We start from the raw sequence: 21682 nt of genomic DNA, 5'->3' as shown, positions 1-21682 counted from the left end.
ATGCTGAGCTTACTCTGGAATTTGGCTGCATTTATCGTTGCACTGGGTGTACTAATTACCGTGCATGAGTTCGGCCATTTTTGGGTTGCTCGCCGCTGTGGCGTTAAAGTAGAGCGCTTTTCCATTGGTTTTGGTAAAGCGCTCTGGCGTCGTTCTGACCGCCATGGTACAGAATTTGTCATCGCTCTAATCCCTCTGGGCGGTTATGTCAAAATGCTTGATGAACGCGTCGAGGCAGTTGCCCCGGAATTGCGTCACCAGGCCTTCAATAACAAAACCGTTTCTCAACGAGCCGCAATTATTGCTGCTGGTCCGATTGCTAACTTTATCTTCGCTGTGTTTGCCTATTGGCTTGTGTTTATCATTGGTGTCCCTGGTGTCCGTCCGGTTGTTGGTGAAATTACGCCCAACTCGATAGCGGCAGAAGCACAAATTGCACCAGGCATGGAACTTAAAGCGATAGATGGTATCGAAACGCCTGATTGGGAATCAGTTCAGCTCGCGTTGATGGCGAAGATTGGCGATGACAATGTCAAGGTGTCAATGGCCCCGCTGGGTTCGAATTTGCGCAGTGAAAAAACTCTGGATTTGCGCCACTGGCAGTTTGAGCCAGAAAAGCAGGATCCGGTTACTTCACTTGGCATCGGGCCACGCCGTCCGCAAATTGAAACGGTTTTACAAGAAGTGCAGCCAAATTCCGCTGCGAATAAAGCAGGTTTGCAAGCCGGGGACAGGATCGTTAAAGTCAACGGTGCGGCTCTTACGCAGTGGACAGAATTTGTTAGTCAGGTGCGTGACAATCCAGGTCACGCACTGGAGCTAGAAATAGAAAGACAAGGGGCGCTCTTGTCTTTAACGCTGATACCGGATACAAAACCGGGTAATGCGAAGCCTGAAGGGTTTGCGGGTGTGGTTCCAAAAGTTATCCCGCTGCCTGATGAGTATAAAACAGTACGCCAGTATGGGCCGTTTGCCGCAGTTGCAGAAGCCACGGATAAAACCTGGCAACTCATGAAGCTTACGGTCAACATGTTGGGGAAATTAATAACCGGTGACATCAAGCTAAATAACCTCAGTGGGCCAATCTCCATAGCTCAAGGTGCAGGTATGTCGGCGGAATCTGGGTTGATTTACTATCTGATGTTCCTGGCGCTGATTAGCGTCAATCTGGGGATTATCAACCTGTTTCCGTTACCCGTCCTCGACGGGGGGCATCTGCTCTTTTTGGCGATTGAAAAACTGAAAGGTGGGCCGGTTTCCGAGCGAGTTCAAGACTTTAGTTACCGCATTGGCTCTATATTGCTGGTGCTGTTGATGGGGCTTGCACTTTTCAATGATTTCTCTCGGTTTTAGAGAGAATAGGTTAGGAAGAACGCATAACAACGATGGCGATGAAAAAGTTGCTCATAGCGTCGCTGCTGTTTAGCAGCGCCACCGTATACGGTGCAGACGGGTTCGTAGTGAAGGATATTCATTTCGAAGGCCTGCAGCGAGTCGCCGTCGGTGCGGCCCTCCTCAGCATGCCGGTTCGCGTAGGCGATACCGTCTCTGACGAGGATATCAGTAATACTATTCGTTCACTGTTTGCTACCGGGAACTTCGAAGATGTCCGGGTACTTCGTGATGGCGAAACGTTAGTTGTTCAGGTGAAAGAACGCCCGACAATCGCGAGTATTACCTTCTCTGGTAACAAGTCCGTGAAGGACGACATGCTGAAACAGAACCTTGAGGCTTCTGGTGTGCGTGTCGGTGAATCTCTGGACCGCACAACCCTTGCCGATATTGAAAAAGGCCTGGAAGATTTCTACTACAGCGTTGGTAAGTACAGTGCCAGCGTTAAAGCCGTTGTTACGCCATTGCCGCGTAACCGTGTTGACCTGAAACTGGTATTCCAGGAAGGCGTTTCAGCCAAAATTCAGCAAATCAACATCGTGGGCAACCATGCGTTTACGACCGATGAACTGATCTCGCACTTCCAGTTGCGCGATGAAGTACCTTGGTGGAACGTGGTGGGCGATCGTAAATACCAGAAGCAAAAACTGGCGGGCGATTTAGAAACCCTGCGCAGTTACTATCTGGATCGCGGTTATGCTCGCTTTAATATTGATTCTACTCAGGTCAGTCTGACGCCTGATAAGAAAAATATTTACGTTACTATCAACCTCACAGAAGGCGATCAGTACAAGATTGCTGGTGTAACGGTGAATGGTAATTTGGCTGGGCATTCAGCGGAAATTGAAACGCTGACTAAACTAAAACCCGGCGAGCTTTATAACGGCACCAAAGTGACCAAAATGGAAGACGACATCAAGAAATTGTTGGGTCGTTATGGTTACGCCTATCCGCGTGTACAAACGCAGCCTGAAATCAATGATGCAGATAAGACTGTAAAACTGCATGTTAACGTTGATTCCGGTAACCGTTACTACGTGCGTAAAATTCGCTTTGAAGGTAACGATACCAGTAAAGATGCCGTTCTGCGTCGCGAAATGCGTCAGATGGAAGGCACCTGGCTGGGTAGCGACCTTGTCGATTCAGGCAAAGATCGTCTGAACCGTCTTGGCTACTTCGAAACGGTAGATGTTGATACACAGCGTGTGCCAGGTAGCCCTGACCAGGTTGATGTTGTCTACAAAGTGAAAGAACGAAACACCGGTAGCTTCAACTTTGGTATCGGTTACGGTACAGAAAGTGGTATCAGCTTCCAGGTCGGTGTTCAGCAGGATAACTGGTTAGGTACGGGTTACTCTGTTGGCATCAACGGGACGAAAAACGATTATCAGACATATGCTGAATTGTCGTTAACCGACCCGTACTTTACAGTTGATGGGGTGAGCCTCGGCGGCCGTATCTTCTACAACGACTTTAAAGCAGACGATGCGGACCTTTCTGACTACACCAACACAAGTTACGGTGTGGATGGAACGCTTGGCTTCCCGGTTAACGAAAACAACACACTGCGTCTGGGCTTAGGTTACGTTCATAACGACCTGTCCAATATGCAGCCGCAGGTTGCGATGTGGCGTTATCTGGATTCTGTTGGTCAAACGGCCAGTACAAGCTCTGATGATAACGGTTTTGCCGCAGATGACTTCACGCTGAACTATGGCTGGACGTACAACAAGCTTGACCGTGGTTACTTCCCAACTGAAGGCTCCCGCGTCAACCTGAACGGTAAAGTGACCGTTCCTGGCTCTGATAACGAGTTCTATAAGGTTACGCTGGATACGGCGAGCTACTTCCCAATTGATGAAGATCATACCTGGGTAATGTTAGGTCGTACTCGCGTCGGCTACGGTGATGGCCTGGGCGGCAAAGAGATGCCGTTCTATGAAAACTTCTACGCCGGTGGTTCGAGTACCGTGCGTGGCTTCCAGTCCAACAACATCGGCCCGAAAGCGGTCTATATTGGTGGGCCAGGAAATGACAACTGTGACCAGTCTGGCGGCTATTGCTCATCTGATGATGCAGTCGGTGGTAACGCAATGGCAGTGGCAAGTTTCGAACTTATCACGCCAACGCCGTTCCTGAGCGAGAAATACGCGAACTCTGTTCGTACTTCCGTGTTCATGGACATGGGTACCGTCTGGGATACAAATTGGGATAACAATACGGCTATGCAAAATGCAGGGGTACCTGATTACAGTGACCCAAGCAACATTCGTATGTCCGCAGGTATCGCATTGCAATGGATGTCGCCTCTGGGGCCGTTGGTGTTCTCTTATGCTCAACCGTTCAAGAAATACGAAGGCGACAAAGCGGAACAGTTCCAGTTTAACATTGGTAAAACCTGGTAATTGTTCTGTGCAAAGGACTGCATAAAGCAGTAAACGTTGACGCCAGTTCGCAATATGCAGAACTGGCGCACGTAAAAAAGAGTGTCTCAGGACACATACGGGATGGTAAGGAGTTTATTGTGAAAAAGTGGTTATTTGCCGCAGGTCTTGGCCTCGCTATGGCTGCATCAGCCAGCGTTCAAGCAGCTGACAGCATTGCTGTAGTAAACATGGGTAATCTGTTCCAACAGGTTGCGCAGAGCACCGGTGTGTCCAAAACTCTGGAAAATGAGTTTAAAGGCCGCGCGAGCGAATTGCAGAATATGGAAGGCGATCTGCAGTCCAAAATGCAAAAGCTGCAACGTGATGGTTCTACCATGAAAGCTGCTGACCGTAGCAAAATGGAAAAAGACCTGATGGCTCAGCGTCAACAGTTCCAGACCAAAGCTCAGGCATTCGAACAAGACCGTGGTCGTCGTTCTAACGAAGAACGTGCCAAACTGGTTACTCGTATTCAGAGTGCTGTGAAGAAAGTTGCTGACGACAAAGGCTACGATGTAGTTCTGGATGCTAACACCGTTGCTTATGCTGGCAGCAGTGTTAAAGACATCACTTCAGATGTTCTGAAACAGGTTAAATAAGTAATGTCTTCAATTCGACTGGCTGATTTAGCCCAGCAGTTGGATGCAGAATTGCACGGTGATGGCGAACTCGTCATCACCGGCGTTGCATCTATGCAAACGGCCCAGGCTGGCCAAATTACGTTTATGGTTAACCCTCGTTACCGTGAGCAATTGGCTGTTTGCCAGGCTTCTGCCGTCGTAATGACTGAAGCCGATCTCCCTTTCGCACATAGCGCAGCATTGGTAGTGAAGAATCCCTACCTGACTTACGCTCGCATGGCGCAAATTCTTGATTCCACGCCGCAACCCGCTCAAAACATCGCACCAAGTGCGGTAGTTGATGCGACTGCGACGTTGGGTACTAACGTGGCTATTGGTGCCAATGCGGTTATTGAATCTGGTGTCGTGCTGGGTGATAACGTCGTCATTGGTGCAGGCTGCTTCGTTGGTAAAAACACCAAAATTGGTTCTGGCACTCGCTTGTGGGCGAATGTGTCGATTTACCACGAAATCCAGATGGGTGAACAGTGCCTGGTTCAATCCGGCACCGTCATTGGTTCTGACGGATTTGGTTATGCCAACGATCGCGGTAATTGGGTGAAGATCCCCCAGCTTGGCCGCGTGATCATTGGCGATCGTGTTGAAATCGGTGCCTGTACCACTATCGACCGTGGTGCGCTAGACGACACGATTATCGGTAATGGTGTTATCATTGATAATCAATGCCAGATTGCACATAACGTTGTGATTGGCGACAATACTGCCGTTGCTGGTGGTGTGATTATGGCTGGTAGCCTGAAAATTGGTCGCTACTGTATGATTGGTGGTGCCAGTGTTATCAATGGTCACATGGAAATCTGCGATAAAGTCACCGTGACGGGAATGGGCATGGTCATGCGCCCAATCACAGAGCCGGGGGTTTACTCTTCAGGTATTCCGTTACAGCCGAACAAAGTGTGGCGTAAAACAGCCGCGTTGGTGATGAATATCGACGAGATCAGCAAACGCTTGAAATCCGTCGAGAAAAAAATCAATCAACAAGACTAAAAGTCACCCGCCCAAGACGCGTTAGTGCTTACTGATTTGCGGCCTGCTAGCTATCCCGAGATAGTCGCAGGCCGTGTTATTATTGTCATTTGGTACATTTAGACAGGAAGAGTATCTTGACTACCGACACTCATACTCTGCACATCGAAGAGATTTTAGAACTTCTGCCGCACCGTTACCCGTTCTTACTGGTTGATCGCGTGCTGGATTTTGAAGAAGGGCGTTTTTTACGTGCAGTAAAAAATGTCACAGTAAATGAGCCGTTTTTCCAGGGCCACTTCCCTGGTAAACCGATTTTCCCAGGTGTGCTGATTCTTGAAGCGATGGCGCAAGCCACTGGTATTCTTGCGTTTAAAAGCGTGGGCAAACTGGAACCTGGTGAGCTTTACTACTTTGCTGGTATTGATGAAGCTCGTTTCAAACGTCCAGTCGTGCCAGGCGACCAGATGATTATGGAAGTGACTTTCGAGAAAACCCGCCGTGGTCTGACGCGCTTCAAAGGCGTGGCGACCGTTGACGGTAAAATTGTCTGCGAAGCAACTATGATGTGTGCCCGCAGCCGGGAGAGCTAATACGTGATTGATAAATCCGCCTTTATTCATCCATCTGCCATTGTGGAAGACGGTGCCGTCATTGGTGCTAACGTCCATATTGGCCCGTTTTGTATTGTTGGTCCGCATGTTGAGATCGGTGAAGGTACCGTTCTGAAGTCTCATGTTGTGGTAAATGGTCACACGACTATTGGCCGTGACAACGAGATTTACCAGTTCGCGTCCATTGGTGAAGTTAACCAGGATCTTAAATATGCTGGTGAACCGACCCGTGTGGAAATTGGCGATCGCAACCGCATTCGCGAAAGCGTTACCATCCATCGCGGAACAGAGCAGGGCGGTGGTTTGACGAAGGTGGGTAGTGACAACTTGCTGATGGTTAATGCGCATGTGGCGCACGACTGCACAGTAGGTAATCGCTGTATCCTCGCAAATAACGCTACGCTTGCTGGTCACGTTTCTGTTGATGATTTTGCCATCATCGGGGGCATGACTGCGGTACACCAGTTCTGCATTATTGGTGCACACGTTATGGTGGGCGGTTGTTCCGGTGTGGCGCAAGATGTCCCGCCATATGTTATTGCGCAGGGCAACCACGCAACGCCGTTTGGCGTGAACATCGAAGGTCTGAAGCGCCGTGGTTTCAGTAGAGAAGCCATCCACGCAGTGCGTAATGCGTATAAGATTCTCTACCGCAGCGGTAAAACCTTCGAAGAAGCCAAACCTGAGATTGCTCAAATTGCCGAGCAACATCCGGAAGTGAAAGCATTTGTTGAATTCTTCGCTCGTTCAACGCGTGGTTTGATTCGCTAGATGAAATCAGGTCGCCCGCTTACGATTGCCCTGGTCGCCGGAGAAACCTCCGGCGATATTCTTGGTGCAGGTCTGATTCGTGCTCTCAAAGCCCGCATTCCTGATGCTCGCTTCGTGGGTGTGGCTGGGCCTTTGATGCAGGCTGAAGGTTGCGAAGCCTGGTACGAAATGGAAGAACTGGCAGTGATGGGCATTGTTGAAGTGCTCGGTCGTCTGCGTCGTTTACTCCACATTCGTGCGGATCTCACCCGCCGCTTCACTGCATTGCAGCCAGACGTTTTTGTCGGTATTGATGCCCCTGATTTCAATATCACCCTGGAAGGTAATCTCAAAAAACAGGGTATTCGCACTATTCATTACGTCAGCCCTTCAGTCTGGGCATGGCGCCAAAAACGCGTTTTCAAAATTGGCAGAGCAACGGATCTGGTGCTCGCATTTCTGCCTTTCGAAAAAGCGTTTTACGATAGATTTAATGTCCCGTGCCGCTTTATCGGTCATACCATGGCTGATGCCATGCCGCTTGATCCCGATAAAAATGCTGCACGCATGACACTCGGTATTTCGCCTGATGCTAAATGCCTGGCATTGTTGCCTGGTAGCCGTGGCGCAGAAGTTGAAATGCTGAGTGGCGATTTCCTTAAAACAGCGCTATTGCTACGCGAGCGTTTTCCGGGGCTTGAGATTGTGGTGCCGCTGGTCAATGCCAAACGGCGTGAACAGTTTGAGCGTATTAAAGCAGAAGTGGCTCCCGATCTGACGATGCACCTGCTCAATGGGCAAGGGCGCGAAGCGATGGTTGCGAGTGATGCTGCATTGCTGGCTTCTGGCACTGCCGCACTTGAGTGCATGTTGGCAAAATGCCCAATGGTCGTGGGCTATCGCATGAAGCCGTTTACCTTCTGGCTGGCGAAGCGCCTGGTAAAAACTGATTACGTGTCACTGCCTAACTTGTTGGCAGGCCGTGAGTTGGTCAAAGAATTGTTGCAAGAAGAGTGTGAGCCAAACGCGTTGGCGAAGGCTCTGGAGCCGCTGCTTGAAGACGGTGCGCAGAGCCATCAAATGCACAATACATTCCGCGACCTGCATCAGCAGATTCGTTGTAATGCTGATGAACAAGCGGCGGATGCTGTGTTGGAGCTTGCCCAATGATTGAATTTATTTATCCTCACACGCACCTGGTGGCTGGTGTTGATGAAGTTGGGCGCGGCCCTCTGGTTGGCGCGGTGGTCACTGCTGCTGTGATTCTTGATCCTACAAAACCTATTATCGGTCTTGCGGACTCAAAGAAGCTCTCTGAAAAACGCCGCAACGCGCTTTACGAAGAAATCATCGAAAAAGCACTGTCCTGGAGTCTTGGCCGTGCGGAGCCGGAAGAGATTGACCAATTAAACATTCTTCATGCCACTATGTTAGCGATGCAGCGTGCCGTTGCGGGCCTTCATGTGGTTCCTGAGTATGTATTGATTGATGGCAACCGCTGTCCTGCATTACCTATGCCTTCGCTGGCTGTGGTAAAAGGCGATAGCCGGGTTGCAGAAATTAGCGCGGCATCAATAATTGCCAAAGTGACGCGCGATCGTGAAATGGCAGAGCTTGATCTCTCCTTCCCGCAATATGGTTTTGCCCAACATAAGGGCTACCCTACCGCTTTCCATCTGGAAAAGCTGGCAGAGCATGGTGCGACTGAGCACCATCGCCGTAGTTTTGCTCCGGTCAAACGCGCTCTCGGACTGGCGTCCTGATTTGCGGACGTACGATATACATCTAAACGGAATGAGAAATGGCTGAACCACGTTTCGTACACCTTAGGGTGCACAGTGACTATTCCATGGTTGATGGCCTGGCGAAAACCGCTCCGCTGGTAAAGAAAGCCGCGGAAATGGGGATGCCAGCTATTGCTATCACCGATTTCACCAACCTTTGCGGGCTGGTGAAGTTCTATGGTGCTGCGCATGGCGTAGGCCTCAAGCCCATTATTGGTGCTGACTTTAACGTGGCAAACGAATTGCTGGGTGATGAACTCAGCCATTTAACCGTGCTCGCTGTTAATAATGTCGGTTATCAAAATCTGACTTTGCTCATCTCGAAAGCCTATCAACGCGGTTATGGTGCCGCGGGGCCGGTTATCGATCGCACCTGGCTTGCCGAGTTAAACGAAGGGCTGATCCTGCTTTCTGGCGGGCGCATGGGGGATATTGGCAAAAACTTGTTGCGTGGGAATACGGCACAGCTTGATTTGTGTCTGGAATTCTATCAGCAGTATTTTGCCGATCGCTTCTATCTGGAACTGATTCGTACCGGTCGTCCTGATGAAGAAACTTATTTGCACGCGGCCGTTGCTCTCGCGGATGAACGCGGCTTACCGGTTGTTGCAACCAACGACGTAAGATTCATTGAGTCCACAGACTTTGACGCCCATGAAATCCGCGTGGCTATCCACGATGGGTTTACGCTGGATGACCCTAAACGCCCCCGCAATTACTCTTCGCAGCAGTATCTGCGTACCGAAGAGGAGATGTGCGAGCTTTTCTCCGATATTCCGGAAGCGCTGGAAAACAGTGTAGAAATCGCCAAGCGTTGTAACGTCACGGTGCGTCTGGGCGAGTACTTCCTGCCGCAATTCCCGACGGGTGAAATGTCTACTGAAGACTTCCTGGTCATGAAATCTAAGGAAGGACTGGAAGATCGTCTGGAGTTCTTGTTCAAAGATCCTGCAGAGCGTGCGGAAAAAAGAGTGCCTTACGATGAGCGTCTGGATATTGAGCTTAAAGTTATCAACCAGATGGGCTTCCCTGGCTACTTCCTGATCGTGATGGAATTTATCCAGTGGTCGAAAGACAACGGCGTGCCTGTTGGCCCTGGCCGTGGTTCTGGTGCTGGTTCTTTGGTGGCTTACGCCCTGAAGATCACCGACCTTGATCCTCTGGAGTTTGATCTACTTTTCGAACGTTTCCTTAACCCGGAACGTGTTTCGATGCCGGACTTCGATATCGATTTCTGTATGGAAAAACGAGATCGGGTTATCGATCACGTGGCAGAAATGTACGGGCGCGAAGCGGTATCTCAGATTATTACCTTTGGTACGATGGCGGCAAAAGCGGTTATCCGCGATGTAGGCCGCGTACTGGGGCACCCGTACGGCTTCGTCGATCGTATTTCTAAGCTTATCCCGCCCGATCCGGGCATGACCCTGGCAAAAGCGTTTGAAGCCGAGCCGCAGCTTCCTGAAATTTACGAAGCTGACGAAGAAGTAAAAGCGCTTATTGATATGGCGCGTAAGCTCGAAGGTGTCACGCGCAACGCCGGTAAGCATGCCGGTGGTGTGGTTATCGCCCCAACAAAAATTACCGATTTTGCGCCGCTTTATTGTGATGATCAGGGGCAAAACCCGGTCACCCAGTTTGATAAAAACGATGTGGAATATGCGGGGCTGGTGAAGTTTGACTTCCTTGGCCTGCGTACGCTCACCATCATCGACTGGGCGCTGAAGATGATCAACCCGCGTCGGGCGAAGCAGGGTTTAGAGCCGATAGATATCGCCGCTATCCCGCTCGAGGACAAGAAAAGCTTCGACATGCTGCAACGCTCGGAAACCACTGCGGTGTTCCAGCTCGAATCCCGCGGCATGAAAGATTTGATCAAGCGCCTGCAACCCGACTGCTTCGAAGATATGATTGCATTGGTGGCGCTGTTCCGCCCTGGACCGCTGCAATCCGGCATGGTTGATAACTTTATCGACCGTAAGCACGGGCGCGAAGCTATCTCCTATCCGGATATTCAATGGCAGCATGAAAGCCTGAAACCGGTGCTGGAACCGACCTACGGCATTATCCTGTATCAAGAACAGGTTATGCAGATTGCGCAGGTGCTGGCGGGATACTCGCTGGGCGGTGCGGACATGTTGCGTCGTGCGATGGGTAAAAAGAACCCGGTCGAGATGGCGAAGCAGCGTGGCGGTTTTGAAGATGGCGCGAAGTCTCGTGGCATTGACGGTGAGCTGGCGATTAAAATCTTCGACCTGGTAGAAAAATTTGCCGGTTACGGATTTAACAAATCTCACTCCGCTGCGTATGCGCTGGTTTCTTACCAGACACTATGGTTAAAAGCGCACTACCCGGCAGAATTCATGGCCGCGGTGATGACTGCGGATATGGATAACACTGAGAAAATCGTCGGCCTGGTGGATGAATGCTGGCGCATGGGCCTGAAAATCTTGCCACCGGATATTAACTCCGGGCTTTATCATTTCCACGTCAATGACGATGGGGAAATTGTTTACGGCATTGGTGCGATTAAAGGTGTTGGTGAAGGCCCGATTGAAGCGATAATTGAGGCGCGTAACGAAGGCGGTTATTTCCGCGAATTGTTCGACCTCTGTGCGCGTGCTGACGTTAAAAAACTCAATAAACGCATCCTTGAAAAATTAGTGATGTCCGGGGCGTTTGACCGCCTTGGGCCGCATCGGGCAGCATTGATGAATGCGCTGCCCGATGCGCTGAAAGCTGCCGATCAGCACGCGAAAGCCGAAGCTATCGGCCAGGTGGATATGTTCGGTGTGCTGGCTGATGAGCCGGAACAGGTTGAACAATCCTACGCCAGCGTGACTCCGTGGCCTGAACAAGTGGTGCTGGATGGTGAGCGTGAAACGTTAGGTTTATACCTGACCGGCCACCCAATCACTCAGTATCTAAAAGAAATCGAGCGCTATGTCGGTGGCATGCGCCTGAAAGAGATGCACCCGACAGAACGTGGTAAAATGACCACGGCTGCGGGTCTGGTGATTGCTTCGCGGGTGATGGTTACCAAACGTGGCAATCGCATTGGCATCTGCACTCTGGATGACCGTTCTGGTCGCCTGGAAGTGATGCTATTCACAGATGCGTTAGAAAAGTACCAGCATCTGTTGGAAAAAGACCGTATCCTGATCGTCAGCGGACAGGTCAGCTTTGATGACTTCAGCGGTGGCCTTAAAATGACCGCTCGCGAAGTTATGGACATAGACGAGGCCCGCGAAAAGTATGCGCGTGGGCTTGCTATCTCGCTGACGGACAGGCAAATTGATGACCAGCTTTTGAACCGTCTCCGTCAGTCTCTGGAACCCCATCGTTCGGGGACCATTCCAGTACATCTCTACTATCAGAGAGCGGATGCACGAGCACGTTTGCGTTTTGGCGCAGCGTGGCGTGTATCTCCTAGCGATCGTTTGCTCAATGAGCTTCGCTCGCTGATAGGCCCGGAGCAGGTGGAACTGGAGTTTGACTAATACAGGAATATTATGAGTCTGAATTTCCTCGATTTTGAACAGCCGATTGCAGAGCTGGAAGCGAAAATTGATTCCCTGACTGCAGTTAGCCGTCAGGACGAAAAGTTAGATATTAATCTGGACGAAGAAGTGCAGCGTCTGCGTGAAAAAAGCGTAGAACTCACACGTAAGATCTTCTCCGATTTAGGAGCATGGCAAATTGCTCAACTGGCGCGTCACCCGCAGCGCCCGTATACGCTTGATTACCTGCGTCTCGCTTTTGATGAGTTCGATGAACTTGCGGGTGACCGTGCGTATGCTGACGATAAAGCTATTGTTGGTGGGATTGCGCGTCTCGATGGTCGTCCGGTGATGGTTATTGGCCATCAGAAAGGTCGTGAAACCAAAGAGAAGATTCGCCGTAACTTCGGTATGCCAGCACCAGAAGGCTATCGTAAAGCACTGCGTCTGATGGAAATGGCTGAGCGTTTCAATATGCCAATCATTACCTTCATCGATACCCCAGGTGCTTATCCTGGTGTGGGCGCGGAAGAACGCGGTCAGTCAGAAGCCATCGCGCGCAACTTGCGTGAAATGTCTGGTCTGAAAGTGCCAGTCATCTGTACCGTCATTGGCGAAGGTGGCTCTGGCGGCGCACTGGCAATTGGTGTGGGCGATAAAGTGAATATGCTGCAATACAGCACTTATTCCGTTATCTCTCCGGAAGGCTGTGCTTCGATTCTGTGGAAAAGTGCTGATAAGGCACCAATCGCTGCAGAAGCGATGGGTATCATTGCACCACGCCTGAAAGAGCTGAAGCTGATTGATTCCGTGATCCCTGAACCACTGGGCGGTGCACACCGTAACGTGGAAGCAATGGCTGCTTCTCTGAAAGCGCAACTGCTGGCTGATTTGGCTGATCTGGACGTGTTGAATACCGAAGAGTTGCTGGCTCGTCGTTATCATCGTCTGATGAGTTACGGCTACGCGTGATAGCGTGATGCATTACGAAGAAAGGTCAGAAGAGATTCTGGCCTTTTTTATTGCCTGAATAGCGCACTTTAAGAAACCTTACACCTCCGTGCTTGTTCTCCACCCCATTTCAATAAACTATGCTTACCTGAAGGTTTTTTGCCAGGAGGTGAGTGTTGAATATTATTGCAATCATGGGAGCGCATGGCGTTTTCTATAAAGATGAGCCAATCAAAGAGCTTCATCAGGCGTTGGAAGTACAAGGTTTCCGGCTCATTTATCCTACCAACAGCACCGACCTGCTCAAACTCATCGAACATAATCCGCGTATTTGTGGCGTCATTTTTGACTGGGATGAGTACAGCCTGGATTTATGCAGCGAAATTAACGCCCTGAATGAATATTTGCCGCTGTATGCGTTTATCAATGCGCATTCCTCCCTGGATGTCAGTGTCAACGAAATGCGCATGGCGCTGTGGTTCTTTGAATACGCACTGAGTGCCGCCGACGATATCGCCCTGCGCATCCGTCAATACACCAATGAATATCTGGATAACATCACGCCGCCGCTGACTAAAGCGTTGTTCAATTATGTCAACGAAGGGAAATATACCTTCTGCACGCCGGGTCATATGGCGGGCACTGCTTACCTGAAAAGCCCGGTAGGCTGCCTGTTCTATGACTTCTTTGGCGCGAACACGCTTAAAGCGGATGTTTCTATTTCGGTCACTGAGCTAGGATCGTTGCTTGATCATACCGGCCCACATCTGGAAGCTGAGGAATATATCGCCCGCACGTTCGGTGCAGAACAGAGTTACATGGTGACTAACGGGACATCCACGTCGAACAAGATTGTTGGCATGTACGCGGCTCCCTCCGGTAGCACAGTCATTATCGATCGTAACTGCCATAAATCGCTGACCCATTTGTTAATGATGACGGATCTGGTTCCAATCTGGCTCAAGCCAACGCGCAACGCATTGGGGATTTTAGGCGGCATTCCGAAGCGTGAATTTATGCGCGCGAGTATCGAGGCTAAAGTCGCCGCGACTGAAAATGCGCAGTGGCCGGTGCATGCGGTGATCACTAACTCGACTTATGATGGTTTGCTCTATAACACCGAGTTCATCAAACAAACCCTCGATGTGCCTTCGATTCACTTCGATTCTGCCTGGGTGCCCTATACCAACTTCCATCCTATTTATCAGGGGAAAAGTGGCATGAGCGGCGATCGCGTGCCGGGTAAAGTCATCTATGAAACTCAGTCCACACACAAACTTCTGGCGGCGCTGTCGCAAGCCTCTCTAATCCATATCAAAGGGGATTACGACGAGGAGACGTTCAACGAAGCCTACATGATGCATACCACCACTTCGCCTAGCTATCCGCTAGTGGCATCTATCGAAACAGCTGCCGCCATGCTTCGGGGAAATCCGGGAAAGCGTTTGATAAACCGCTCTGTGGAGCGAGCGCTGCATTTCCGCCGGGAAGTTCAACGCTTGCGTGAAGAATCTGAGGATTGGTTTTTTGATATCTGGCAGCCGGAATATATCGACGAAGCGGCCTGCTGGCCGATTTCTCCTGGCGAAGAAGACTGGCATGGATTCAAAGATGCTGACGCCGATCATATGTATCTCGACCCGATTAAAGTCACCATTCTGACTCCAGGGATGGATGAGCTGGGTAGCATGGCAGAAGAGGGGATACCGGCGGCGCTGGTAGCAAAATTCCTCGATGAGCGTGGTGTCGTTGTCGAAAAAACGGGACCATATAACCTGCTGTTCCTGTTTAGTATTGGTATCGATAAAACCAAAGCATTGAGCTTACTTCGTGGTTTGACAGAGTTTAAACGCTCCTACGATCTCAACCTGCGAGTGAAAAATATGCTGCCGGATTTATACGCTGAAGACCCTGATTTTTATCGTAATATGCGTATTCAGGATTTAGCTCAGGGTATTCACAAGCTGATCAAGCAGCACAATCTTTCTGATCTAATGTTGCGTGCTTTTGATGTGCTGCCGGAAATGAAAATGACGCCGCATCAAGCCTATCAGCAGCAAGTGAAAGGTAATGTTGAAACCGTTGAAATTGAACAGTTGTTGAATCGAGTGTCAGCCAACATGATTCTGCCGTATCCACCAGGCGTGCCGGTGGTCATGCCGGGTGAGATGATCACCAATGAAAGCCGCGCAGTACTCGATTTCTTGTTAATGCTGTGTTCGGTGGGTGAGCATTACCCTGGCTTTGAAACTGACATTCACGGAGCCAAGCTGGGTGAGGATGGGGTTTACCGTGTACGAGTCTTAAAAACGGTTTAACGTCTTGATTTAGCGAATTCTGATAGTTACCGTGCAGAAAAGATTAAGGAGCATTTATGCTGGGTTTAAAGCAAGTTCACCATATCGCAATCATCGCGTCGGACTACCCAACCAGTAAGCATTTTTACTGTGATGTTCTCGGTTTTACGCTGCAAGCGGAAGCTTACCGTGAGGAACGAGACTCGTGGAAAGGGGATTTGGCGTTAAATGGTCAATACGTCATTGAGCTGTTCTCATTTCCTTTCCCGCCTGCGCGGCCAAGTCGCCCGGAAGCTTGCGGGCTGCGCCACCTGGCGTTTAGTGTTGATGATATCGACAGTGCCATCGCGCATCTGGAAAAGCATGGTGTGAAATGTGAGCCAGTGCGTATCGATCCTTTCACGGATAAGCGTTTTACTTTCTTTAATGACCCCGATGGGCTGCCGTTGGAACTTTACCAACAGTAACGCTTGCCTCACTTCATGTTGCCCGGTAACGTTCCGGGCAAATCCTTATTTTAATTACTGACTATGCCACTTCCTATTCTCATCAAATTACTGCAACCGCACACACATTTGCTGGTGGCGTTTAGTGGTGGCCTGGACTCCACGGTTTTGCTTCATCAACTGGTCACGCTTCGCGATACTCATGGTGCGAATTTTCATATTCGCGCCATGCATATTCATCACGGTTTAAGCCAAAATGCCGATGAATGGGCAGTGCATTGTCAGAACGTTTGCACGCAATGGAACGTGCCGCTTGAGGTAAAACGCGTAAAGCTGGCTGATGACGGATTAGGTATTGAAGCTCATGCACGGGCTGCGCGTTACCTGGCACTGGCCGACACCATAAGCCCGCATGAAGTATTGCTCACTGCACAGCATCTGGACGATCAGTGCGAAACATTTTTGCTTGCCCTGAAACGGGGCAGTGGGCCAGCCGGTTTAGCGGCCATGCCAGAGCGCTTGCCTTTTGGTGAGACGGAATTGATTCGGCCTTTGTTGGGACAAACTCGCAAAGAGCTGGAAGTGTGGGCACAAGAACATCAGTTAACGTGGATTGAAGACGAAAGTAACCAGGACGACAGCTACGATCGCAATTTCTTGCGCCTGCAAATCCTCCCTGAAATCCAACAGCGCTGGCCTCATTTCCCGCAAAGCGTTGCCCGCAGCGCGCAGTTGTGTGGTGAGCAAGAGCAACTTCTCGATGAGCTATTGGCGGAGCAACTCAATGACCTGGTTCGGGCTGACGGAGCATTACTCATTGAACCTATGCAGGCGCTCAGTGACATTCGGCGTGCAGCTCTACTGCGCCGCTGGTTTGCCCGGCAAAATGCGCTTATGCCCTCTCGGGGCGCATTGCTTCGTTTGTGGGATGAAGTGGCAACGAGCCGAGAAGATGCAAATCCGCGCCTGAAATTTGGTAAGTATGAAGTTCGTCGTTACCAGGGCGCATTATACTGGCTACCTGTCATGCAGGGCTTAGGGGATGAAATTCTCCCGTGGCCTGTGCCTTTTAATCCATTAACGTTGCCAGAAGGTTTAGGCATTCTGCAATTAGGTGCTGATGGGATTGCAGTGCGAGCACCCCTTGAAAACGAACCGGTAAGTGTGCGCTTTAAAGCATCCGGTCAGTTTCATATTGTGGGACGTGATCGTGGCCGAAGTCTGAAAAAAATCTGGCAAGAATCAGGCATTCCACCCTGGGCGCGAGAAAGAACACCGCTGTTATTTTATGGCGATAAATTGATTACCGCCTTGGGTGTTTTTGTCACTCAGGATGGAAAAGCAACGGAAAAATCATGCTGGCGTATCGACTGGCAAAAGGAGAATAAGCAATGAAGAGGATTATTATTTTAGCGGGCGTTTTATTGTGTGCCCAACCTGTACTGGCTAAGGGTGATGCCACCGCGGGTGAGCAAAAGGCCATGATGTGTGTGGCATGTCACGGTGTAGCGGGAAAAGTTTCAGTGCCAATGTACCCGAATCTTGCGGGACAAAACGAGGCGTATCTGGAGCACTCTTTGCACGCCTATAAAAAGGGTGAGCGCAGTGGGGGCCAGGCGGAAATCATGAAAGCCTACGTTAGCGGTTTGTCAGATGAAGACATCAGCAATCTTGCCGCTTATTACGCTTCAATGAAGCCATAAAAAAGGGCAGCCCAGGGCTGCCCACTTATGCGGATACTTTGCGTATCAAGACTCGCTAACGACGACAGTGCCAATTTCAGGATGGCTGAAGCTGGCTATTTTATCGAGGCGAACTTCGCGTGTGGCTCCGGCATCATCGAGAATCAAATATTCGATGTTTTTACGAGACACCAGGTCACTGGCTTTCGCCTTGAAAACTTCTCCGCTCTTTAACTCCAGCGTCAATAATAAGTGATGCTGGCAGGCGAGCTCGAGATTGTCATAATCATCACAATTGATGGGTTGATAGGCATCATTCATTGACATAATCGCTCACCAGTAAGTTCGCGGCAGCATACGCCGCCTGTTCCCTAATAGATTCTGGTTGTGCTTCGTTGGAAGCCACTTCGTTCAGCACCTTCAGGACGCAACCCAGTGCATCGGGAATGTAACCCAAATCTCCGCTGGCTATTTCCGCATAGCGCCGCCGTACTAATTCACAATACTTTTCCACACGCCCTCCTTTCAGAGTCCCGACCTCAGACTTAACTGTGGGATGCAGTTAAGCCTACGAAGATAAACTCTGTTTAGCAAGGTGACTATACCACAGGGATGAAACCGATATCAGCAGTGCAACTCTCTGGTTGAGTGAATAGATAACAGCGTTTTAGCGAGGTTTTCGTTACAATGATCGCCTAATTGAGTTCGGAGAAGTGTGATGGCGTTAAAAGCGACAATTTATAAAGCGATGGTGAATATTGCCGATCTCGATCGCAATCAATTCCTGGATAGCAACCTGACGCTTGCGCGCCATCCTTCGGAAACTCAGGAACGTATGATGCTGCGTTTACTGGCGTGGATTAAATATGCCAACGAGCGTCTGCAATTCAGCCGGGGTTTAAGTGCAGAAGACGAGCCTGAAATCTGGCAGCGTAACGATCACATGGGTATCGACCTGTGGATTGAGCTTGGTCTGCCAGATGAAAAACGCCTGAAAAAAGCCTGTAGCCAGTCAGGTGAAGTCGCGTTGTTTACCTATAACAGCCGTGCGGCTGAAATCTGGTGGCAGCAGCATCAAAATAAACTCAAACAATATCAGAACCTTTCAATCTGGTATCTCGATGATGAACAACTGGCGAAATTGTGTGAGTTCGGTACGCGTTCGATGAACTTGCAGGCCACCATCCAGGATGGCGCTATCTGGTTGTCTGATGCTGAGAATAATCTCGAAATTCACTTTACGGCCTGGCAGCATCATTGATGATAGAAGTCTCCCGGGCGGTAGCAATACCGGACAATGAAGTCACTATTACGGCAATCCGCGCGCAAGGAGCGGGCGGCCAGCATGTGAATAAAACCTCAACGGCTATCCATTTACGTTTTGACATTCGTGCCTCCAGCCTGCCAGAGTATTATAAAGAGCGCTTGCTGGCAGCGAGTCATCACCTGATTACGCCTGATGGCGTGGTGGTGATTAAGGCTCAGGAATATCGCAGCCAGGAAATGAATCGTGAAGCTGCTGTCGCGAGATTAGTTTCGTTGGTTCAGGAATTAACCGTTGAGCAGAAAAGCCGACGAGCGACGCGCCCTACACGAGCGTCAAAAGAGCGCCGCCTGGCCTCTAAATCCCAAAAATCCACGACGAAATCGCTTCGTGGAAAAGTTCGTCGTCCCGAATAATTATCGACAAAGAAATTGACCAGCAGAAGGAAGAGATGGTGAAAAAGATTCTATTGTCAGCTATAGCCGTGTGCAGCTTGTTCGCGCTTTTTGGCTGTAATAACCGGGCTGAAGTTCAAACTTTGCAGCCAACACAAGCCGCAGAACTACAACCGATGCAGCAAAGCTATCGAGGTGTACTCCCTTGTGCGGACTGTTCAGGAATTGAAACGTCGCTGTTTTTAGAAAAAGATGGCTCGTGGGTCATGAATCAGCGCTACGAGGGCGCGAAAGAGCCAGCGGTATTTGCCTCATATGGCAGTTGGGCGCGTACGGCGGATAAATTAGTGTTGACCGAAAGCAACGGTGAAAAGCTCTACTTCCGTCCGAAAGGTGATGATCTGGAAATGTTGGATCGTACCGGCAATTCTATTGAGTCCCAACTCAATTACACCTTGAAGCCAATGAAAGCGGCGTTGCCTACAACCCCAATGGCCATGAAAGGCATGTATAAATACATGGCTGATGCGGCGATTTTCCAGGATTGTGCCACGGGTAAAACGTTTGATGTGGCCAGCAATGCGGAACTTGAGCGTGGTTACGCAGCCGCTCGCGGTGAAGATTACCAGCCGGTGTTGCTGGTGGTAGAAGCGCACTTTACTTTGCAGGCCTCGCCAGATAGTGGCGAACTGAGAAAAACAGTTATTGCTGACCGGGCTGCAAAGTTCGAGCCGAAGAAAACCTGCCACGACTGATAAAATCTTCATAAAAAAAGCCCCGCCAGGTGATGAGCGGGGCTTTTTATTTTGTACTGCTTAAATTTTAGCGCTGGATCTGGGCCAACAGGAAATCAATGATTTCGCTGGTTTTGATCATCTGCTTCTCACCTTCACGGCGATTTTTGTATTCAACTTCTTCGCTATCGAGATTGCGATCGCCGATAACAACAGTGTGTGGAATACCAATCAGTTCCATGTCAGCAAACATCACGCCTGGACGCTCTTTACGGTCGTCCATCAGCACTTCAATGCCTTTAGCACGCAGAGTGGAGTACAGCTCTTCAGCCAGTTCTTTCACGCGGAAAGACTTGTGCATATTCATCGGCAGAATAGCAACCTGGAAAGGTGCAATAGCATCTGGCCACAGGATGCCGCGCTCGTCGTTGTTCTGCTCAATGGCTGCTGCCACTACGCGAGTCACACCGATACCGTAGCAACCCATGGTCAGTGTCTGGTTACGACCATCTTCACCCTGAACAGAGGCTTTCATCGCTTCTGAATATTTCGTGCCGAGCTGGAAGATGTGGCCGACTTCGATACCGCGCTTAATCAGCAGAGTGCCTTTACCGTCCGGGCTTGGATCGCCTTCGACAACATTACGGATATCAGCAACTTCTGGCAGCGCAACGTCACGTTCCCAGTTAATACCAACGAAGTGTTTGCCATCGATGTTTGCGCCAGCCGCGAAATCGCTCATTGCAGCAACGGTACGGTCAACAACCACAGGGATTGGCAGATTAACTGGACCAAGGGAACCTGGACCTGCTTTAACTACCGCACGAATTTCTTCTTCGGTTGCGAAAGTCAGCGGGGCAGCAACTTGCGGCAGTTTTTCGGCTTTAACTTCGTTCAGCTCATGATCGCCGCGAACCAGCAAAGCAACCAGTGGGTAAGCGCTACCTTCAGCCGCTTTAACCATCAGCGTTTTGACTGTTTTTTCAACTGGCAGGTTGAACTGCTCAACCAACTCAGCGATGGTTTTCGCATTCGGAGTATCAATCTGTGTCATTTCAACGGCTGGTGCTGCACGGCCGCCAGCCGGAGCAACTGCTTCTGCAAACTCGATATTCGCTGCGTAATCAGATTCGGTCGAGAAGATGACATCATCTTCGCCGCTTTGTGCCAGCACCTGGAATTCATGAGAAGCGCTGCCACCAATAGAACCGGTATCAGCTTCTACTGCGCGGAAATCCAGACCCATACGGGTGAAGATTTTGCTGTAGGCCTGATACATCGCATCGTAAGTTTCCTGCAAGGATTCCTGAGAGGTATGGAAAGAGTAAGCGTCTTTCATCAGGAATTCACGGGAACGCATCACACCGAAACGTGGGCGAACTTCGTCACGGAACTTAGTCTGAATCTGGAAGAAGTTCAGTGGCAGTTGTTTGTACGAACTGAGTTCATTACGAATCAAGTCAGTGATGACTTCTTCGTGAGTTGGGCCGAGGACAAATGGACGATCGCCACGGTCAACAAAACGCAGCAGCTCTGGGCCATATTGTTCCCAACGACCACTTTCTTGCCATAAGTCAGCGGGCTGAACCACAGGCATACACACCTCGATTGCACCGGCGTTGTTCATTTCTTCACGCACGATGTTTTCGACTTTTTTCAGAACACGCAAACCGGTCGGCAACCAGGTATATAAACCGGAAGCGAGTTTGCGGATCATCCCGGCGCGAAGCATCAGTTGATGACTGATGACCTCGGCGTCGGCTGGTGTCTCCTTCAATGTGGAGAGCAGATATTGGCTAGTACGCATGTTGTTACGGTTCCATTTGAACGGCAGATAACT

Annotated in this window: 20 protein-coding genes; 17 read left to right on the top strand and 3 right to left on the bottom strand. The window is 50.1% G+C overall.

All coding sequences use genetic code 11. The features are described 5' to 3' along the window. The 14 genes from rseP to DY231_RS18850 all read left to right on the top strand — a co-directional run bounded on the left by rseP (position 1) and on the right by DY231_RS18850 (position 17470). A complete protein-coding gene (gene rseP / locus DY231_RS18915; RefSeq protein ID WP_115630741.1) occupies positions 1-1353 on the top strand; it encodes a sigma E protease regulator RseP in 1353 nt (450 codons plus the stop codon). A gap of 32 nt (positions 1354-1385) precedes the next feature. Further along, a complete protein-coding gene (bamA, locus tag DY231_RS18910) occupies positions 1386-3797 on the top strand; it encodes an outer membrane protein assembly factor BamA (protein WP_115630739.1) in 2412 nt (803 codons plus the stop codon). 119 nt (positions 3798-3916) lie between these two features. Beyond that, positions 3917-4417, top strand: a complete 501-nt coding sequence (gene skp, locus DY231_RS18905; RefSeq protein ID WP_034493498.1) for a molecular chaperone Skp — start codon at positions 3917-3919, stop codon at positions 4415-4417. Positions 4418-4420: 3 nt separating this feature from the next. Continuing rightward, positions 4421-5446, top strand: a complete 1026-nt coding sequence (gene lpxD, locus DY231_RS18900) for a UDP-3-O-(3-hydroxymyristoyl)glucosamine N-acyltransferase (protein WP_115630737.1) — start codon at positions 4421-4423, stop codon at positions 5444-5446. Between the two features lie 116 nt (positions 5447-5562). Next, positions 5563-6018 (top strand): 3-hydroxyacyl-ACP dehydratase FabZ, encoded by a 456-nt coding sequence (gene fabZ, locus DY231_RS18895; protein ID WP_034460847.1) that lies wholly within the window; start codon positions 5563-5565, stop codon positions 6016-6018. A 3-nt stretch (positions 6019-6021) separates the two neighbouring features. Continuing rightward, the gene (lpxA, locus tag DY231_RS18890) at positions 6022-6810 is read left to right on the top strand and encodes an acyl-ACP--UDP-N-acetylglucosamine O-acyltransferase (protein WP_115630735.1); all 789 of its coding nucleotides are present in this window, start codon (positions 6022-6024) and stop codon (positions 6808-6810) included. Next, positions 6811-7959 carry a lipid-A-disaccharide synthase gene (lpxB, locus tag DY231_RS18885; protein ID WP_115630733.1) on the top strand — a complete coding sequence of 383 codons (1149 nt, stop codon included), beginning with the start codon at positions 6811-6813 and terminating at the stop codon, positions 7957-7959. Further along, complete coding sequence (rnhB, locus tag DY231_RS18880) at positions 7956-8552, top strand: ribonuclease HII (RefSeq protein WP_115630731.1); 597 nt, start codon at positions 7956-7958, stop codon at positions 8550-8552. Before lpxB ends, rnhB begins: the two co-directional genes overlap by 4 nt. Before the next feature lie 38 nt (positions 8553-8590). After that, positions 8591-12073 carry a DNA polymerase III subunit alpha gene (dnaE, locus tag DY231_RS18875; protein WP_115630729.1) on the top strand — a complete coding sequence of 1161 codons (3483 nt, stop codon included), beginning with the start codon at positions 8591-8593 and terminating at the stop codon, positions 12071-12073. A 12-nt stretch (positions 12074-12085) separates the two neighbouring features. Then, positions 12086-13045, top strand: coding sequence for an acetyl-CoA carboxylase carboxyl transferase subunit alpha (gene accA / locus DY231_RS18870; protein WP_034493510.1), 960 nt, complete (start codon positions 12086-12088; stop codon positions 13043-13045). A 155-nt stretch (positions 13046-13200) separates the two neighbouring features. Then, entirely contained in the window at positions 13201-15342 is a 2142-nt protein-coding gene (locus tag DY231_RS18865) for a lysine decarboxylase LdcC (protein ID WP_115631895.1), read from the top strand. A 56-nt stretch (positions 15343-15398) separates the two neighbouring features. Continuing rightward, a complete protein-coding gene (locus DY231_RS18860; RefSeq protein ID WP_115630727.1) occupies positions 15399-15788 on the top strand; it encodes a VOC family protein in 390 nt (129 codons plus the stop codon). A 63-nt stretch (positions 15789-15851) separates the two neighbouring features. Then, positions 15852-17162: a tRNA lysidine(34) synthetase TilS gene (gene tilS, locus DY231_RS18855; RefSeq protein WP_115630725.1), complete on the top strand. Its 1311-nt coding sequence runs from the start codon at positions 15852-15854 to the stop codon at positions 17160-17162. Continuing rightward, complete coding sequence (locus DY231_RS18850) at positions 17159-17470, top strand: c-type cytochrome (RefSeq protein WP_115630723.1); 312 nt, start codon at positions 17159-17161, stop codon at positions 17468-17470. The genes tilS and DY231_RS18850 overlap by 4 nt, the downstream gene beginning before the upstream one ends. Positions 17471-17515: 45 nt before the next feature. On the opposite strand, the gene rof is transcribed toward DY231_RS18850, so the two are convergent. Beyond that, positions 17516-17776 (bottom strand): Rho-binding antiterminator, encoded by a 261-nt coding sequence (gene rof, locus DY231_RS18845; protein ID WP_115630721.1) that lies wholly within the window; start codon positions 17774-17776, stop codon positions 17516-17518. Then, a complete protein-coding gene (locus DY231_RS18840; protein ID WP_034460828.1) occupies positions 17763-17963 on the bottom strand; it encodes a YaeP family protein in 201 nt (66 codons plus the stop codon). Before DY231_RS18840 ends, rof begins: the two co-directional genes overlap by 14 nt. 204 nt (positions 17964-18167) lie before the next feature. Here DY231_RS18840 and DY231_RS18835 point away from each other — a divergent pair, with 204 nt between their 5' ends. The 3 genes from DY231_RS18835 to nlpE are packed head-to-tail and all read left to right on the top strand — an operon-like array spanning position 18168 to position 19863. Continuing rightward, positions 18168-18710 (top strand): YaeQ family protein, encoded by a 543-nt coding sequence (locus tag DY231_RS18835; protein ID WP_115630719.1) that lies wholly within the window; start codon positions 18168-18170, stop codon positions 18708-18710. Further along, positions 18710-19129, top strand: coding sequence for an alternative ribosome rescue aminoacyl-tRNA hydrolase ArfB (arfB, locus tag DY231_RS18830; protein ID WP_115630717.1), 420 nt, complete (start codon positions 18710-18712; stop codon positions 19127-19129). Before DY231_RS18835 ends, arfB begins: the two co-directional genes overlap by 1 nt. A gap of 38 nt (positions 19130-19167) precedes the next feature. Continuing rightward, positions 19168-19863 (top strand): envelope stress response activation lipoprotein NlpE, encoded by a 696-nt coding sequence (nlpE, locus tag DY231_RS18825; RefSeq protein ID WP_115631894.1) that lies wholly within the window; start codon positions 19168-19170, stop codon positions 19861-19863. Positions 19864-19930: 67 nt separating this feature from the next. Here nlpE and proS read toward each other — a convergent pair whose 3' ends face one another. Then, positions 19931-21649 carry a proline--tRNA ligase gene (gene proS / locus DY231_RS18820; RefSeq protein WP_115630715.1) on the bottom strand — a complete coding sequence of 573 codons (1719 nt, stop codon included), beginning with the start codon at positions 21647-21649 and terminating at the stop codon, positions 19931-19933. Between the last annotated feature and the right edge of the window lie 33 nt (positions 21650-21682).

Origin of the sequence: Buttiauxella agrestis (genome assembly GCF_900446255.1) — a bacterium.
GTDB classification, from domain to species: domain Bacteria; phylum Pseudomonadota; class Gammaproteobacteria; order Enterobacterales; family Enterobacteriaceae; genus Buttiauxella; species Buttiauxella agrestis.
Note: the sequence above shows the minus strand (reverse complement) of the source record. Positions and strands in the feature narration are given on the sequence as shown.